This is a genomic window from Pseudomonas fluorescens, from assembly GCF_000802965.1.
Lineage (GTDB): Bacteria > Pseudomonadota > Gammaproteobacteria > Pseudomonadales > Pseudomonadaceae > Aquipseudomonas > Aquipseudomonas fluorescens_A.
Window position 1 is genome coordinate 1 of sequence record NZ_JSAK01000038.1, and the last position, 15,149, is coordinate 15,149.

The window sequence follows — 15,149 nt, forward strand, 5'->3', positions numbered from 1 at the left end:
CCCAAACATAGAATCTCCCACGATGGATGTTTAGCAGGCACCTAGTTCATGGTAGGCGAGGATCCGGTGTGAGCGAACTTGTTCGCGAAGGACTTTATGTCAGGCGCTGAGGATCTCGACCATCCCGAAACCTGTGCGCCAGTTCTAGTTGCGCGTTCGCCAATTGATGCAGCTCATAACCGGGTTTAGTACTGCGCTTGGCCTGTTCGCTGCTTTGTTCGGCCAGTCCGGTGGTTTGCCCTACTTTTTCACAAATATGCCGAATGGTTTGTGGTACTTGGGATCACGTCGGCGCTGGATTGGCGGGCTGCGGATTAGCCGCGCTGTGCGGTGGCCAGGGCGCTGCCTTCGCGCAGTTGCTCGACCGAGCGCTGGATCTGTTCGGTAGATTGGCGGGTGCGTGAGGCGAGGGGGCGTACCACATCGACCACCACTGCAAAGCCGCGTCCGGACCCGCCGGCACGGGCGGCCTCGATAGCAGCATTGATGGCCAGCAGGTTGGTTTGCTCGACGATGCTGGGGATCGCGTCGGTAGTGCCGCTGATAGATGCGATGGACTCGGCCAGTTGCCTGACGGCGCGGTTGATGTCTCCTACGGGCACGAACAACGCCTAGGTGGAATCCTAGCTTTTTAACGCGATTTGGTCGCTATTGTGCGCCAGCTGATCCACCGCCTGGGTCGCTTGCGCGGCATGCAGAAGGTTACGCGACAGCTCCTGAATCGTCGCACTCATCTGATGAATCGCGGTGGCGGACTACTCGGCTTCTTGCAATTGCCGATCAAGCTGACTGGCCTGGGTCTCGACCATGGACGATGATTTTGCGGTACGGTTGCGTAGAATTTCGCCGGTGGTCTGGATGCGCCCCATGACCGTGCGCATGCGCATTCTCTGGCTGAGGGGGGCCATGTTTGAACAGAGAGGTCGGCCCAGGCTGTCGATTCTGGAGGTGGGAAGTTCAACACGGGCCATGACCCGCGTTGCGGCGGCGACTCCAATAGCGCGGATCATGAGGCGATGCTGCGTGAGGGATTGATGAGCGACAGGAGGGCACGCTGGCTGATCATTTTTAGATCTTCTTATTGATTTTAATCGACGTGTATGTTCCCCGCGAAGGCAAACCGAAACGCTGATGTGGCGGGACATCAACGGTCGTACGTCCGTGTCCGCGGCGACTGCCACCCTCGAAAAACTCAAGTTCAGAGATGGCAAATTGCCGGCGACATTCGCACTCTTTACCGGTCAAGCAATTGGTCGATCAAGCTAATGCTGTGAGTAATGCCCGGTGCGACGCCGCCGGTTCGATGGTTGAGAATGATCGGCGAGTTGGCGTTTGGCTCCAGTAACGTGGTTTAGCCAATGTCTACCCGAGTCAGCAATTGCACCGACTCAGGCGCCATGGTCACGCCGACTCCAGCGGCCAACAGACCGATCACTGTCTGCATTACGTTGGTTCACTCACCAACCCGTTGAGTCGGGTACTGTCGCAAACCATGCCCCGTTGGGGTAGGGGAGTGTCGCTAGGAATAGCGCCGACAAAGATCAGGCGCAACGGCTGAACGTAGGAGCTGTACGACCCCAAGTTCGTCTTCGAGCTGTTGAACCAGTCCGATCAAGGGCGACTGAGCAATGTGGAACGCACTACGGCACGGGTGAAGTTCAGAGGCTCGGTGGAACACCTGGAAGTATCACAGTTGACGGGCTTCCCGGCTGCTCGGCCAAGGATCAGCATCGCATACCTTTTTGGTATCGATACGAACCAATTTTGTATTTGAAACAAGGAAAAGGTCGGATCAACATCAAGCCATGACAACAAAGAACCTAATGGGTATGGAAACGACTTCTACAGTGATTGCGTCGCTCGAGACGAACATCGTTGACCTGCCGACCATCCTCCCGCACAAATTGGCGATGCACAGCATGCAGATCCAGACCCTTGTGATGATTCGCGTGCGCTGTTCCGACAGTGTCGAAGGCATTGGCGAGTCCACTACCATCGGTGGGTTGAGCTACGGTATCGAGAACCCGGAAAGCATCAAAACTAATCAAGTGACGGCATCTCTGGCGTATCGCCTGGCTGTACGCAAACTACAGCGTGTTCAATGTCGACAGCGTTCAGGAGCTCCACGATCTGCTGATGCAGGTTACGTTGTAACAGTACATGGTCATCGAAATCATCGCCATGTGCCGTCACCCATCATCAGTTCGCGAAGACGACCCTGACCGGCACCTGTAACTGCGTGCCCATTAATAAGTATAACGATGAGGAAATTAATAATGACTGTCAAAATCTCCCAGACCCAAAGCGTCCAGCAGTTTTTCAAAGAAGCCAGTGGCCAGCTCAATGATGCCGGCAACCCGCGAGCCAAGACGTTGGTCCGCCGCATCCTACAAGACACGGTAAAGATCATGGAAGACCTGAACGTTTCCCCGGAAGAGTTCTGGAAAGCGGTCAACTATCTGAATGAACTAGGTTCGCGTCAGGAAGCCGGCTTGCTGGTAGCTGGTCTCGGTCTGGAGCACTACCTCGACTTGTTGATGGACGCCAAAGACGAAGAATCCGGCAAGACCGGCGGCACGCCGCGCACCATCGAAGGCCCGCTGTATGTTGCCGGCGCACCGCTGAGCAAAAACGAAGCGCGTCTGGACGATGGCTCATCCGACGGCATCGTGCTGTTCATGAAAGGTCAGGTCAAGGATCTGGACGGCAATCCGGTGGCCAATGCCATCGTCGATGTCTGGCACGCGAACACCAGTGGTACTTATTCGTACTTCGACCCTGCGCAAACCGAGTTTAACCTGCGTCGTCGCATCGAGACCGATGCCCAGGGCAACTACCGCTTCCGCAGCATTGTGCCGTCCGGCTACGGCTGTCCTCCAGATGGCCCGACCCAGAAACTGCTCGATCAGTTGGGCCGCCACGGTCAGCGTCCAGCGCATATCCACTTCTTCATATCGGCCCCTGGGTATCGTCACCTGACAACCCAGATCAACCTGTCGGGCGAAGAATACCTGCATGACGATTTTGCCTACGCCACGCGGAACGAACTCATAGCCGAAATCCGTTTCTTCGATGACAAGGCCGCTGCCCGCGCCTACGGCATAGAAGGCCGTTTCGCTGAAATCGAATTTGACTTCGCCATCCAGTCCTCCGGCTCTGCTGAGGAGCAGAAACGCATGGAACGCGTGCGTGCCTTAGAGAATTGATGGACGGATTGGAATAATTACTCTCAGGCGCTTCGGCGTCTGTTTTTATTTGGTCCCTCGTCGGGGAACATGACGATATTTTTGGCCATGAATTTTTGGGCATTGCCTAGAGTTGGTTTGCAGGTGACGGCGGTCAAGACAGGTGATCGGCTAAGTTGTCCCGTTAGTGATTGCCTGTGGCAGCTGTTTTTTCTATCAACAGAATCTGTTCGCCGCGTGTGAAGCCACGAACACCTTGCGCGGAGCGATCCTGAATAAAAAGGCCAGTTCGTCAGGCTGTAACTTCTCATCTTCAGGCTGCACATCAACAGCGTCCAGCGGTGCCATGTTGTTTTGAAGCGTGGCGTGCTGTGTCGTAGTAGGTACCAGACGGAGTACGGGCCTGTTACTGACCTGGTGCTGGGGAATTGCATGAGGCGGAGGCCGGACTGCATGTACAGGTCACTGCCACCGTGTCGGACGTGATCTTTGTCTCCGCACATTTTTTGCCGACTTCACCTTGCCGTGCTCCGCCAGCGTCTACTCGAAATCACGAACGTGTGACGCAACGAACAACCTGCGATTCGCGAGTTCAAGATAATGAAAAGTGCTCGGTCCTCGTACAAACTCCTCACGATGTGCTTATCTAAACACCTCGGAGTCGACCCCTTACAGGGCATCCGTCTCTACGCGAGAAATGTTGAAATTGCCCAATTTATTTCCTATGACCCCGTCCGCACCCATCGCAACGAGCTGATTGCTTTGAATTGGCTGATACCGACTGATCTTCCTTCATGCCTGGATTTTGATCCAGGCCAAGTCTGAAGGGCCTCAACCGCAGACCTAGGTGCTTCATAAATCTGGAACGCGTTGTAATCGGCATCGAGCAGCACTAGAAGAACTGTATCGAAGGGTTGCTTTAAGTCGATCGCACCGAGCCGGCCCCCGTGGAGTCGAGCATTGGGCAAACATCGACCCTTGATCTGGACTTTGAGTTTCAATCCGTCCTGGATCTCCGTCGCGTCGTAACCGACTTGCGGGGCAAGCTCCAATTCGAGATTAAGAATCCGTGCCGCTTCGTATTGTGCAATCTCGCCAGTGACACCCATAGGCTTGCCAGTGATGTGGTAATAGCGTCTGGCCAGAGCCTGAGCTTCTCGCAGGATCTGATAAACTTCATTGGTTGCTTCCATGTTTTCTCCTAAATATTCGATAGGGCACTGTCGATTACCTGGTTCTTCTGCAACTTGAAACCTGTGTCCTGGTACTGCCAAAGCCTTCAATCATGGTGGGGTACCAGCGCCGCTCTGTACCGATCAAGCGCATAAACACCCCACTTTGGGGATAGCGGGTGGACATACCTTTTTTCCTTTTCATAGGTACGCGATTGAGTCCGGTTTCCCTGAGTGCAGATTTCCGGCCTCCGAGAAAATGCTAAACCGTCGGCGGTTTTTCGATCCTTCAGTTGGCTATGCCTGGTTGGAAACCTTCGCTGCCAAGTCACCCTCACCTAGCAGTGCTACAACCAGCGCGGTCACAGTCAGCTAGACAGGATATTCCTATCCACCGTTAACATCGGTGACGCTCCAGTCATTACTGAATGAATGCTGCGTTTGGAGCAGTACGAGAGTCAATCATGGTAAAGGTCCTTTTGTTACTCGGTGAGCGACAGCGTTTGGGTCAGCCATTTAGAGAAGTCGATCAGTTCTTCACCTACAATTTCGTGGGACATCTTGTAGAAATGGGTTTCGTGAACTACGCCGATTCGATCCAGCCAAGCGTCTGCTTCTTTCGCCCAATCCACAGGCAGGACGCCGTCTTGGTGTCCGTGAGCGATGAAGGCTTGGACCGACTTGAGACGATCGGCTGAAGCGACTCGCGGGGCAATCTCCCGCAACATTCGGCCGCTCAATATTGCGAAACCGGCAACCAGCTCTGGCTCGGTGACCCCAAGGCTCGCGCTCATGATGCCGCCCTGGCTGAAGCCAGCGATCACGGTCGGAAGATTGGGCAATGCTTCGATGAAGCGCTGCAGCATTTGCCGGCTGGACTCTGCCTGCTCTTGATTGAACGAAGGACCGGCGCTGGTGAAGTTCACCTGATACCAAGCGTAGGCTTGTGGGCCAACTTGCAGCGGACCGCGAAGTAGAATCACTTCCAGTTCCTCGGGTAGCAATGCGGCCAATGATGCGAGATTCGTTTCATTTGTACCGACGCCGTGCAGCAGAAGCAGGCGGCCCTTGGGCGCCGACGTACTGCATCCTCTGCGGAAAAACAGGCCTGTTTGCGGCGCGCGGGCCGCTTCAGAAAAAAAAGTCGTATCATGCATGGTCTGTATTGCCTTGATTGATTTGAGTGGATTGAAATCCGGCATTGTCGTTCGAGGTAAACAGGTAGCTGCCCATCGCCAGCACCCCGCAGCTCACTCCGCCCTCCAGGACACGCGCCTCATAGCGTTCGTCGGCCGCACTGAGGACAATGAGCAACGGAAAAAAATGCTCCTCCGTCAGGTGGGCACGTTCGGCTGAAGGAGCGTGCTGCATATAGTCCAGTAGAAAATCAGTGTTGCATGCCTGCATGGGTATGGGCTGTCCAGGCAGCAAACTCTTTCACGTAATCGGCCCCCTCGGGCTTTGCCCAATGTCCAGGCCTAGTACGTGTCGAGGCTGGCAGGCATCGATACCTGAACCAAGGGAATGTCCGCATCGGGGGCCAGAGGCAACAGAGGTGCCCAGGCACCATGGTCCAGTTCTCGATGGAGGTCGAGCCTGGACTTCCATCCCGCTGGGTAGCAGATCCACGATGTGGGCGGCCAGACCCGGCGCACCAGGTGGTGCGTAGTTCAATTGGTACAGCGCGTCTGGAAACCCTCCAAAATAATGGATGATTTCAAGGGCGCCGCTCCCCGTGACGTTGATTTCGCCACGCGTCAACAAACAAAGGGAGACAATGACGATCGCATCAGGTCGCGTCATTTCGCGACCGAGCTCAGCCAGCCGCTGACCAGCCAGCCCCGCGTTTGATGGCAAACATTGGAGCACCCTGCGACCCTAACAACAGGGAAACGAAGTTTTCATGGTGAAAAGCTCCAAAGTAATTACTTTACTTTCGTTATTGCTGATTGTTGCGCTATTCATGGTCATCCGGATGCCGACTAGGGGAATTGCCTGCCTCGCAGGTACAACAGACTTCATTGATAATACTCAAACAATGAACTACCGATATTTGCACGCGGGAGGAACTTGTGAAACGATGTAGTTTTTCTACGATACTGCCCACTTGATAATTTTTATGTCTGCCGTTGTGTCCTGTTCTAGGACTTCGGACCCTGGCAGGTTTTTTGTTTGAAAAGTAACATCAAACGCGTGAGGCCTGCGTGGTCTTATGCTTGGGTAGTTTGTCGATCAGCCGAGATTTTTTGGTGTTGCGTCAACATGGCTGTTCGCACTTTAAAACTACTTTAATATTTAAACGATATTTACAGACAAGTCCTGCTCTCATTAATACATTGCTCCGTCGCAAGCCTGCTGTTACGTTCTATACACACCTGAAACTCATATAGACCCAACCATAAGTAGCCGTTGAACCGGTTTCATCCATCTGGAGAGCAGGCCTGCGAAGCTTGATTGGACTAGAATGCCCAAACAAATTTGACCCAAGTCGACGTCCCTTCTGGCCTGTTTTCTACTAAGGCTTCTTTGAGATATTTCGCTTCCAAAGACCAGCCTTGCCCTTGGTAATGCACTCCTGGTCCATATGCAACTTCCTGCCCTCGAAATCCTAAATCGGAGCCGTCTACTCGATCGGAAGTTAACTGTTTAAAGGCATGCCCCTCAAGACCAATTGTCAAGTGTGGGATGATCTCATAGCCCGCTGCATAATCCGCGGCGAAATACTGACCAGAGTGGTAGTCAGTGGCGTGGTTGGTTGAATTTAAGTTGTAGGACGCTTTTGTGGAAAATTCCCAGCCGTTGGGCTGGATGTAGCTATATAGAATGAGCGGCCGCAAGGTGTAGTAATTTTTGCCGGCATTCGCCATCTGGTTTTTGTCGTAATCGCCAGTTGGAACTACCGCCTCCATGACTGTAGCCCAATGGTGATTTCCGTTGTGCCAAGAGAGGAATACTGCCGGGATGAAGTCTGCCATCGCGTGGCGTTGATCGGTCATTCCGACTTGGCTGACACGTAGGTCCAACATCGGTTGGACTGCACTGAAGCCTAGTAGCCCTCCCATGATGGTCGTTTCAGTCATCCAGACAATACGCGGCACTATCGCATCTACATTCACGCCAAAACCAGGAATCAGGGATTTTCCGTGTTTGTCATTAAAGCGAGAGGCGTGATAATTCTCATAATATGCCAGCAAGTAAACGCCCGGAGGAGGTAGATTACCTGTCTTGAAACCCTCAGCACCGAGGCCAAAGGTATCGGTGCCATTTTCGGTCGCTACTGCCAGATTTCCTGCCATGCAAGCAGCAAATCCAATTGCCAAACGAAAGCTCGGGATTTTCATCGAATTAGCCTTATTGTTTTTATTTTATGTTTATTAAACGATTTCGCTTCCGGCGTGAATTACTGCCAGCTTCATGGCGAACGTGATGCAAATTTGGGAATTGTCGCGGGGGTATCTAGAGCGGACATTACGTAAAACAAACATCCGCTTATCCCTTAGAGAATAATGGCGGCTCGTATATAACGCTCCAATTTTCGTATATATTAATCCCCGTACGCACTTTATTTGCTAGCGTGGGTGCCACAACATTAGTTTCCGCATATGCATACCGTCCAATACTTTGTTTGTTAATTTGTTTACTATTTAGGTATGCCTTATACTGTCCGCACTGACTGAACTTAATCTACCGCACCGATTGAATTTTTGAGTCGGGAAGCTAATTCAGCGTCATGTTATATGAACGTGACTCCCGCCTTGAGGTAGACCGTCTGGCACGGAGCAAGCGCTCCCCCCCCCCGAAGCGAGAAGCTCAGCATCAGGCTTCGAGGAGGATGAACAGACAGCCGCTACCCAACCCGACTATGGCACCGGGGGTATTAAAGACACATTCGCCCTGCACGATGCTTGCCTGCCATATGCACTCGGATCGCATTGGCACCGGCGCGACGGCAAGCCGCTGAAGGGGTACTTGCCACGCCAGGGGGATTGAAAACGACCCAGCCGATTAACAGGGAATTTTTCCATGCTGCACAGACGCACGCCCCGCCCCGCATGGGTTAAGAGCTTAGCGAACAGTTGCATATCGAGGTGAAGGCGTCGATGTTGCGGGCGTGCCTTCAGTTACTCGACCCGCCACTGCTACCGTCATGCCGAGCGCACGTCGGTGATTACCGCACTTATGGCTGCGCAGCCCTTGCCTGTAGCAGTACTAGTGCGGCGATTATCCGCACCGCCACAGCATGCAAGCCAGTTAACAGTAGGCGGTTGTACCGGCTGGCCCACGCACTGGCATACAAGTAGGGCGCGGCACGTGGAGAACTACCACAGCTTTCGTGCCTTAGATCTTCAGCTTGCGTTCCTGGTCAGCCTTTACCCAGTTGCGATTCCCCTCTCGCGATCGACTCTCTTTTTTTAACTCTGAAAGCGTGAGCTTTGCCCTGTTCAACGCTAAATACCAACGCTAGCTGTTTATTACTCAGATTTTTAATTGAGCGGGATCCATAGACGCGCAGGCCGGCATCCTGTGCTCCCGATAGGGACACGAGGTGTTTGACGTTTGTTATCGATGTCGCTGATGAGCAAAGGATAAGACATACCTAAATAGTAAACAAGTTCATAAATAAGGTATTGGACGGTATGCGTAGGCAGAAACTAATGTCGTGATGTCCCCAGCAAACGAAATAAGAACGGGGAAGAGATGTATCCATAATATTGGAGTGAGATATGCGAGTTATCATTATTGGCGCAGGAATGGGAGGGTTGTTTACCGCATTAGCCTTGCGCGAGTCGGGAGTGTTCAAATCGATCCATGTCTACGAACAGACCAGAACTCCGGCCACCGCGGGAGCTGGACTGAACGTCGCGCCGAATGGCGCTCGACTCTGCAAATGGCTCGGTATTGATCTTGATGGCGGTGACCCGAAAGGTCCATCTGGTGCCATTGATGGCGGGCGCGCCGCGATCTTGGAAACCACTAGAAACATTGGTCCAGATGGAGTCGTCTCGACTAATCCCATCGATCACAACACTTCCGCAAATGATGGAGCCGGGTTCCATCATATGCACCGCCTTGACCTGTTGATGTGTCTGCACAAACGAGTCAGGGAGGTAGGGCCAGATTCGGGGGTGGACTGCCCTATACAGGTACATATGGGAAAACGTCTGAATTCGCTGGAGCAGCATAATGACGTTGTTACCGCGACGTTCGAAGATGGAAGTAGTGCCCAAGGAGACTTACTACTGGGCGCAGATGGTATCAATTCGAAAGTCCTGCGGCTGGTATGGCCCGAAACACCTGCGCGGCGCTGGACTGAAGTGACGTGTTACAGAGGTCTGATTCCTCGCGACAAGGTCGCAGCACTCAGGAAAGCCGACGGGAGTCCACTAGACCACAATCCTATCGACTCCTTTAGTATGGATTCGCGCAAACACCTTACCGCTTGGGCGATGAACTATTGGGTACGAGGTGGCGAGTTGCTCAACGTGTGGTTGGCGTACTACGAGCCCAACGCGGCGGAGTTTGAGGGAGACGAGGGTGACTGGTTTTCCGCTGATCCTGCTGAGTTTCAGGAGAAGATGAACAAGGCCTTCATTGGTGATCCACGTAGGGATGATGTAACCGCGCTGGCAGGTGCCATGGAGAACCCCAGCAAATGGGGGTTATATGACCGTGATGCGTTCGAGCATTGGCACGAAGGCCGTATAGGTTTGTTGGGCGATGCAGCTCATCCAATGCTGCCAACATTTGGCCAGGGCGTCAATCAGGCGTTCGAGGATGGAGCCGCACTTAGCAGTTGCTTCAAGTTGCACGGTGCCGACGTGCAGAAGGCACTTCTGCATTACGAACGCGTACGCCACTATCGTGCCTCCCGATTCCAATTCTCCTCCAAGTTCGCATTCAAACACCTCGAGCCTGAGGATTCGCCGCAGCGCAGGGCAATCTTGAAGGCGGCGAACGAGCGGGACTACCCAGCGTTCGACCATGAAGATCGTGCAGGTTCCGATATGAATTGGATCTACGCGTACGATGCTCGAAACGTAGGCGATAAATTGCCCGCTAAGAGACTTGGACCTTGGGACTTTCGACCGCATGAGTTAACTAAGGCGGCAAGAAGAGAAGTGGCACTCAACCTGTGGATGCCACCAGTGCCTCTCATGGGAGATCGAACAGTTACGAGAGCGGAGGTAGCTCTTCACAACACCTACGATGACTGCTGGATTATCATACGCAACAAAGTGTACGACTTCACTGAATGGAAGGATCGTCACCCGGGTGGGCCATATGTGGCTAGGATGTTCGCTGGTAAAGATGCAACGGCCGAATTTGGCGAATATCACAGCCCTCTCGCCGAGAAACACATGGTGCATTTTTGCGTTGGTGAGCTTGTAGCAAATGATTGATCGCCGGAATATCGGCATATTAAGCTAACGGCATTCTCTCGTCTGACATGATTTGCGCAAACCATTTTGTATGATTCTGCACGGTTTGCGCGAGTCATCAAGCATGACCCTGTATGTGTAGCACACCTAATATAGTCTATGTTTATTAATGCGATCATATAAATAAATACTGTTCTGGAGAAAATTATATGGGCCATAATTGGATAGAGGTCAGGGTGGCAAGCCGATCCATGGAGGCAGATAATATAGTAAGCCTCGAGCTGGTTTTAGCTTCCGGAGATCCACTTAAAAGTTTCAGTGCGGGCTCACACATTGACGTTGAATTACCTAATGGAATGATTAGGCAATATTCGTTATGTAACGATAGTTCCCAGCAACATCGCTATCAAATTGCCGTGTTGCTGGATCCTGCCACACGCGGTGGATCAGCGAGTGTGCACGGCGATATTAAAGAGAATCAGATCATTCGTATTAGCGAGCCACGCCAGCACTTTCCGCTTACCCCGGCAAAACACTCAATCCTGATCGCGGGTGGAATTGGAGTCACCCCTATATTGTGTATGGCTGACCACCTTAAAAGCAGTAGAGCAGACTTCGAAATGCATTACTGCACCCGCTCCCTCTCTGCAACTGCGTTCGCACAACGGATCCGGTCCTCAGCTTTTTCTGACCGAGTTCATTTCCATTTTGATGATGGCGAGCCGGCGCAAAAATTTGACATTCAGGCAGTTCTTTCCGCGCCGAATTCCGACACGCATCTTTACGTCTGCGGTCCAAAGGGTTTCATGGACTTTGTAATCGATTCAGCCAAGCACCTCGGCTGGCCCGACGGGCAGATCCACCTTGAATACTTTGCTGGTCAGTCAGCAAATAGCCTTGAAAATACCAACTTCCAGGTCAAGATTTTCAGCACTGGTCAGCTCTTCGACATACCTGCAGACAAATCGATTGTCGCCAGTCTCTTGGAGAACGGTGTCGAGATATCGGTATCTTGCGAGGAGGGCATCTGTGGAACGTGCGTCACCCGTGTGCTCGAAGGTGTACCGGACCACCGCGATCTCTATTTCAACGAAGAAGAGAAAGAGAAGAACGATCAGTTCACACCATGCTGCTCTCGCTCGAAGACCCCTGTCTTGGTTCTCGATCTGTGAATTTAACGATTTATTGAGGCAGCATAAGTTGGCTACGCGGTCGCATATCGAATGGCGAGGCCTAATCGCCAGGGTATGTTTTATTGAGAAGCGAGCATCAGATATCGTCATTAGTACTCATTCTGTTTACGGGTTTTGGAAAATTCTATTGTTGGAGCCGCAGAAGTTTCTTAAACCTAGCAGGGAGAAGATACGTTTCATGCGCTCTAATGGTAGCGGGCGCTCGGGTTCTACCGAGCATGCACACCGAAAGAATCACCCGTAAGCGTTCGGATCTCTGGTCAGGGACGACAAGGCACGCTCGCGTTTGACGCTCTTCTAACAGGTGTTGTAGGGGCACCTGCTGGTACCCCTGCAACAATTTGTGTTACAATCGCTGGAAGTGACCTACAGCTTTTGTTTCACCTGATCAACCCCTGATCGAGAATATCGTCCTCATGGACCTTCGCCGCCTTAAATACTTCGTCGCTGTTGCGCAAGAGCAAAGTATTGGGCGGGCAGCTATCCGTCTCAATATTTCTCAACCTCCGTTGACGCGCCAAATCATGCAACTTGAGGAAGAAGTGGGCGCTCAGTTGTTCATTAGAAAAACCAAGGGTGTAGAACTAACACAGGCCGGTGAGTTACTGTTGCAGGAAGCGTTGAATATACTTTCGCTAGTTGCACAAACAACCGAGCGAATCCATAGTGCGGGACAGGGTAAAATCGGTCGAATCGATGTCGGGATTTTCGGTTCTGGGATCCATACGGTCCCCAGTCTGCTGCTAAATTTCCGCAACGCCAACCCCGGCATCAACATTGTGATCCATACGTTGACTAGAGGCGAACAGATCGAGGCCTTGCGGCAACGTAGGCTAACGATAGGTTTCCATCGCATGTTGGACCCAATGACGGATATCAAAAGCGAACTGGTCAAAACCGAACCGCTCTTGGTTGCGGTTAACAAACAAGATCCACTTGCAGGTAAAAAAAACATTTGGTTACGCGAAATGGCCGATCGCCCGTTGGTGCTTTATCCGACTAGCGCGCGAAACTATATCGATTTTCTAACAGATCTATGTCGCAGCGCCGGTTTTACACCAAGAGTATCGCAAGAGGTCAACGATTTGGTGACGGCTATTGCCTTGGTAGCTAGCGGCTTCGGACTATGTATAGTGCCTGAGGCAGCGACCAGCCTGCAGCTTCCGGACGTAGTCTATCTGCCCGTAAATGATAAGCAAGCGATCGTCGACCTGAGTTGCATGTATCGACGTGATGACGAGTCGCCGATTTTAAAAGCCTTTCTGGATGTGATAAAAAATCTCCGCCAGGATACGAGCAACAGTTGAATGTCAGGAATTACGGTACGCAACAGTACGGTGCCGAATTCAATATTTCCGTGCCGGCAGTGTTAGAGGCCGCGGCGGAGGTGCCACTTCCGGATTTGCTGGCGAGTTTTGGGGCAGGGCGGCAGGTAGGTGAAGTTCCATTAACGCATCACCGAAAAGCACTCGGCCGTTATGGTTAAATCCGATGCGCCTGAATTGAAGCGAGCATTGCAGTTAACGTAGGAAAATCAGTGATATGACTGCTATTCGGCGAAGTTGCCAAGCAGTTGCTTCTGGCCGATTACTGCCTGTGGTATTCGCCGTCATCTAAGTCAGGAAGCGCGTTCAGACGTACCGCCGATTATTTAGACTACGTGGTATTCGAGCAGGTGGTTCGAACCGCTATCAACGACACGGCGTTCCATCAGGCGATCCGAACCATCCTCAGCGACGCGATTATGAATCAGACGATTAGAGCTACCTTCTGCAAGGCGACGCTCACGCACACGGTCGGCGCCACCTTCAGCGATACGATTTTCAACCAGTGAATTGAACTGGTGTCCGCAAAAGAACCAACTCGTAATCGTCCGCTAAATGGCAAAGAGGTTTGCGAGCAAGCTATCTAGTGGCGGCGTGTAATGGGGAACGTGCTCAACGGGCACTAAGGAAACTGGCCCAGCACGGTCCCTGGTGGAAAATTCGGTGCCAATCGTGGGCAGGGAACCCGCACATAACCACTGTTTGGACGGTCTTTCAACACAGGATCCCCTCACCGTGCGCCAAGTCCGTCCCAACGGCTTAACCGCCCGACAACCGACCGGGAGAAAAGACATCGGGCTGGAGCCCAGCTTTGCAGAGCTCTTCCGGCGGGGCACCCTCCAAAAACAAACCGGCTGCCCACGCAGAGAGCGCTGGGGAGGTCAGGATGCCGCTGCCGCCTTGCCCTGCGAGCCAGAAGAAATTTTCGTCCTGCGGACTGAAACCTACGACCTGCCGTTTGTCTGGAGCGAAGCTGCGCAGTCCTGCCCATTTGTGGGTGATTTGGTTGATGGGCAGTGTCGTCGATTCCGAGAGAAAGTTTGCCGCATAGGCGATGTCCAGTTCTTCAGGCTGTGCGTCGCAAGCCCCGCTCGGGGTCGCGTCGGCGGGTGAGACCATAATCCGTCCGGATGCGGGCTTGAAGTAAAACGCCTCGCCGACTTCGTTGACGGCGGGCAGGGTGGAAAGGTCTATGTCTTTAGGGCCGTCGACGGTGATCGCCGTTCGACGGTAGGGCACGATACGCAACCGGTCGAGACCGGCCTTCGCGGCGAAATCATCTGCCCAAGCGCCCACAGCATTGACGATTTTTCGGTAAAGTACTTCACCCACCGGGGTTCGCAGGTGATAGATACCGCCTTCACGATGAATCGAGGTGACCGGGCTTGCGAGCTGCACTTGCGCTCCGGCACGGAGAGCCAACCGAAGGTAGCCTTGCAGCAGGCTGTCGACCTCCATGTCCCAATTCATCGGGTCGTAGAAGGCGGCTTCAACATAGTCAGCCTTTAGGAATGGCACCATCGCCAAGGCGTCGTCTGGGTGCAGCAGGCGCGACGCGGGTGATGTGGACAGTATATGGTTGAAGGCAGGCGCTACCAGATGTGCCCGTTCGCGCGTCGCAATGACCAGGCTTCCACGCGGAATCAGCAGACCGATGTCGGTGAACCCGGCAGGCGGATTGATCAGAAAGTGATAGGAGCTTTCGGCAAGGGTACTGACCCACGGGCTTTGGAACTGGCTGGAAAACTCCGCAGCCGAGCGGCCCGTGGAGTGATAACCCACCTGGTTTTCGCGCTCAAGCAGGATCAGTGAGCGATGTCCCGCCACTCTATAGGCGAAGGAGGCACCGGCAATGCCGCCACCGATGACAGCGACGTTAAAAATGTGCGGCATA

10 protein-coding genes and 4 pseudogenes are annotated in these 15,149 nt (G+C 53.0%); 6 read left to right on the forward strand and 8 right to left on the reverse strand.

Translation table 11 applies throughout. The features are described from left to right. Positions 1–314: 314 nt before the first annotated feature. Together NL64_RS29235 and NL64_RS30920 are read right to left on the reverse strand one after the other, a co-directional pair. On the reverse strand, positions 315–602 hold the full coding sequence (locus NL64_RS29235; RefSeq protein ID WP_301281651.1) for a methyl-accepting chemotaxis protein: 288 nt from the start codon (positions 600–602) through the stop codon (positions 315–317). Positions 603–755: 153 nt separating this feature from the next. Then, positions 756–881, reverse strand: coding sequence for a hypothetical protein (locus tag NL64_RS30920; protein WP_301281652.1), 126 nt, complete (start codon positions 879–881; stop codon positions 756–758). 948 nt (positions 882–1,829) lie between these two features. Between NL64_RS30920 and NL64_RS29895 the strand changes: the two are divergent. The 3 genes and pseudogenes from NL64_RS29895 to catA form a co-directional block, all read left to right on the forward strand. After that, positions 1,830–2,045 (forward strand): annotated as a pseudogene (locus tag NL64_RS29895) (muconate cycloisomerase); the annotation flags it as partial. Between the two features lie 7 nt (positions 2,046–2,052). Beyond that, a pseudogene (locus tag NL64_RS29900) lies at positions 2,053–2,235 on the forward strand (muconolactone Delta-isomerase family protein); the annotation flags it as partial. A 41-nt stretch (positions 2,236–2,276) separates the two neighbouring features. Then, on the forward strand, positions 2,277–3,206 hold the full coding sequence (gene catA, locus NL64_RS26880; protein ID WP_034151097.1) for a catechol 1,2-dioxygenase: 930 nt from the start codon (positions 2,277–2,279) through the stop codon (positions 3,204–3,206). A 701-nt stretch (positions 3,207–3,907) separates the two neighbouring features. Here catA and NL64_RS26885 read toward each other — a convergent pair. The 4 genes and pseudogenes from NL64_RS26885 to NL64_RS26900 all read right to left on the reverse strand — a co-directional run bounded on the left by NL64_RS26885 (position 3,908) and on the right by NL64_RS26900 (position 7,698). Beyond that, on the reverse strand, positions 3,908–4,378 hold the full coding sequence (locus NL64_RS26885) for a hypothetical protein (RefSeq protein WP_034151098.1): 471 nt from the start codon (positions 4,376–4,378) through the stop codon (positions 3,908–3,910). Between the two features lie 461 nt (positions 4,379–4,839). Next, positions 4,840–5,514 carry an alpha/beta hydrolase gene (locus tag NL64_RS26890; protein ID WP_034151099.1) on the reverse strand — a complete coding sequence of 225 codons (675 nt, stop codon included), beginning with the start codon at positions 5,512–5,514 and terminating at the stop codon, positions 4,840–4,842. Next, positions 5,507–6,262 (reverse strand): annotated as a pseudogene (locus NL64_RS26895) (DODA-type extradiol aromatic ring-opening family dioxygenase). The gene NL64_RS26890 and the pseudogene NL64_RS26895 overlap by 8 nt, the downstream one beginning before the upstream one ends. Positions 6,263–6,816: 554 nt before the next feature. Next, on the reverse strand, positions 6,817–7,698 hold the full coding sequence (locus NL64_RS26900; RefSeq protein ID WP_034151100.1) for a SphA family protein: 882 nt from the start codon (positions 7,696–7,698) through the stop codon (positions 6,817–6,819). Between the two features lie 1,383 nt (positions 7,699–9,081). Here NL64_RS26900 and NL64_RS26905 point away from each other — a divergent pair. From NL64_RS26905 to NL64_RS26915, 3 genes are all read left to right on the forward strand, one after another. Continuing rightward, positions 9,082–10,758: a cytochrome b5 domain-containing protein gene (locus NL64_RS26905; RefSeq protein ID WP_034151101.1), complete on the forward strand. Its 1,677-nt coding sequence runs from the start codon at positions 9,082–9,084 to the stop codon at positions 10,756–10,758. A 188-nt stretch (positions 10,759–10,946) separates the two neighbouring features. Next, complete coding sequence (locus NL64_RS26910; protein WP_034151102.1) at positions 10,947–11,909, forward strand: PDR/VanB family oxidoreductase; 963 nt, start codon at positions 10,947–10,949, stop codon at positions 11,907–11,909. 437 nt (positions 11,910–12,346) lie between these two features. Further along, positions 12,347–13,237, forward strand: coding sequence for a LysR substrate-binding domain-containing protein (locus NL64_RS26915; RefSeq protein ID WP_034151103.1), 891 nt, complete (start codon positions 12,347–12,349; stop codon positions 13,235–13,237). A 344-nt stretch (positions 13,238–13,581) separates the two neighbouring features. On the opposite strand, the pseudogene NL64_RS31235 reads toward NL64_RS26915, so the two are convergent. Both NL64_RS31235 and NL64_RS26925 read right to left on the reverse strand, forming a co-directional pair. Further along, a pseudogene (locus tag NL64_RS31235) lies at positions 13,582–13,761 on the reverse strand (phage infection protein); the annotation flags it as partial. A 253-nt stretch (positions 13,762–14,014) separates the two neighbouring features. Further along, positions 14,015–15,148, reverse strand: coding sequence for an NAD(P)/FAD-dependent oxidoreductase (locus tag NL64_RS26925; RefSeq protein ID WP_034151105.1), 1,134 nt, complete (start codon positions 15,146–15,148; stop codon positions 14,015–14,017). Position 15,149: the final 1 nt, after the last annotated feature.

Excerpts from the sequence above, each read along its gene's own strand:
- NL64_RS30920 (WP_301281652.1), bottom strand. The coding sequence starts at position 881 with ATGCGCACGGTCATGGGGCGCATCCAGACCACCGGCGAAATTCTACGC.
- catA (WP_034151097.1), top strand. The coding sequence starts at position 2,277 with ATGACTGTCAAAATCTCCCAGACCCAAAGCGTCCAGCAGTTTTTCAAA.
- NL64_RS26885 (WP_034151098.1), bottom strand. The coding sequence starts at position 4,378 with ATGGAAGCAACCAATGAAGTTTATCAGATCCTGCGAGAAGCTCAGGCT.
- NL64_RS26890 (WP_034151099.1), bottom strand. The coding sequence starts at position 5,514 with ATGCATGATACGACTTTTTTTTCTGAAGCGGCCCGCGCGCCGCAAACA.
- NL64_RS26900 (WP_034151100.1), bottom strand. The coding sequence starts at position 7,698 with ATGAAAATCCCGAGCTTTCGTTTGGCAATTGGATTTGCTGCTTGCATG.
- NL64_RS26905 (WP_034151101.1), top strand. The coding sequence starts at position 9,082 with ATGCGAGTTATCATTATTGGCGCAGGAATGGGAGGGTTGTTTACCGCA.
- NL64_RS26910 (WP_034151102.1), top strand. The coding sequence starts at position 10,947 with ATGGGCCATAATTGGATAGAGGTCAGGGTGGCAAGCCGATCCATGGAG.
- NL64_RS26915 (WP_034151103.1), top strand. The coding sequence starts at position 12,347 with ATGGACCTTCGCCGCCTTAAATACTTCGTCGCTGTTGCGCAAGAGCAA.
- NL64_RS26925 (WP_034151105.1), bottom strand. The coding sequence starts at position 15,148 with ATGCCGCACATTTTTAACGTCGCTGTCATCGGTGGCGGCATTGCCGGT.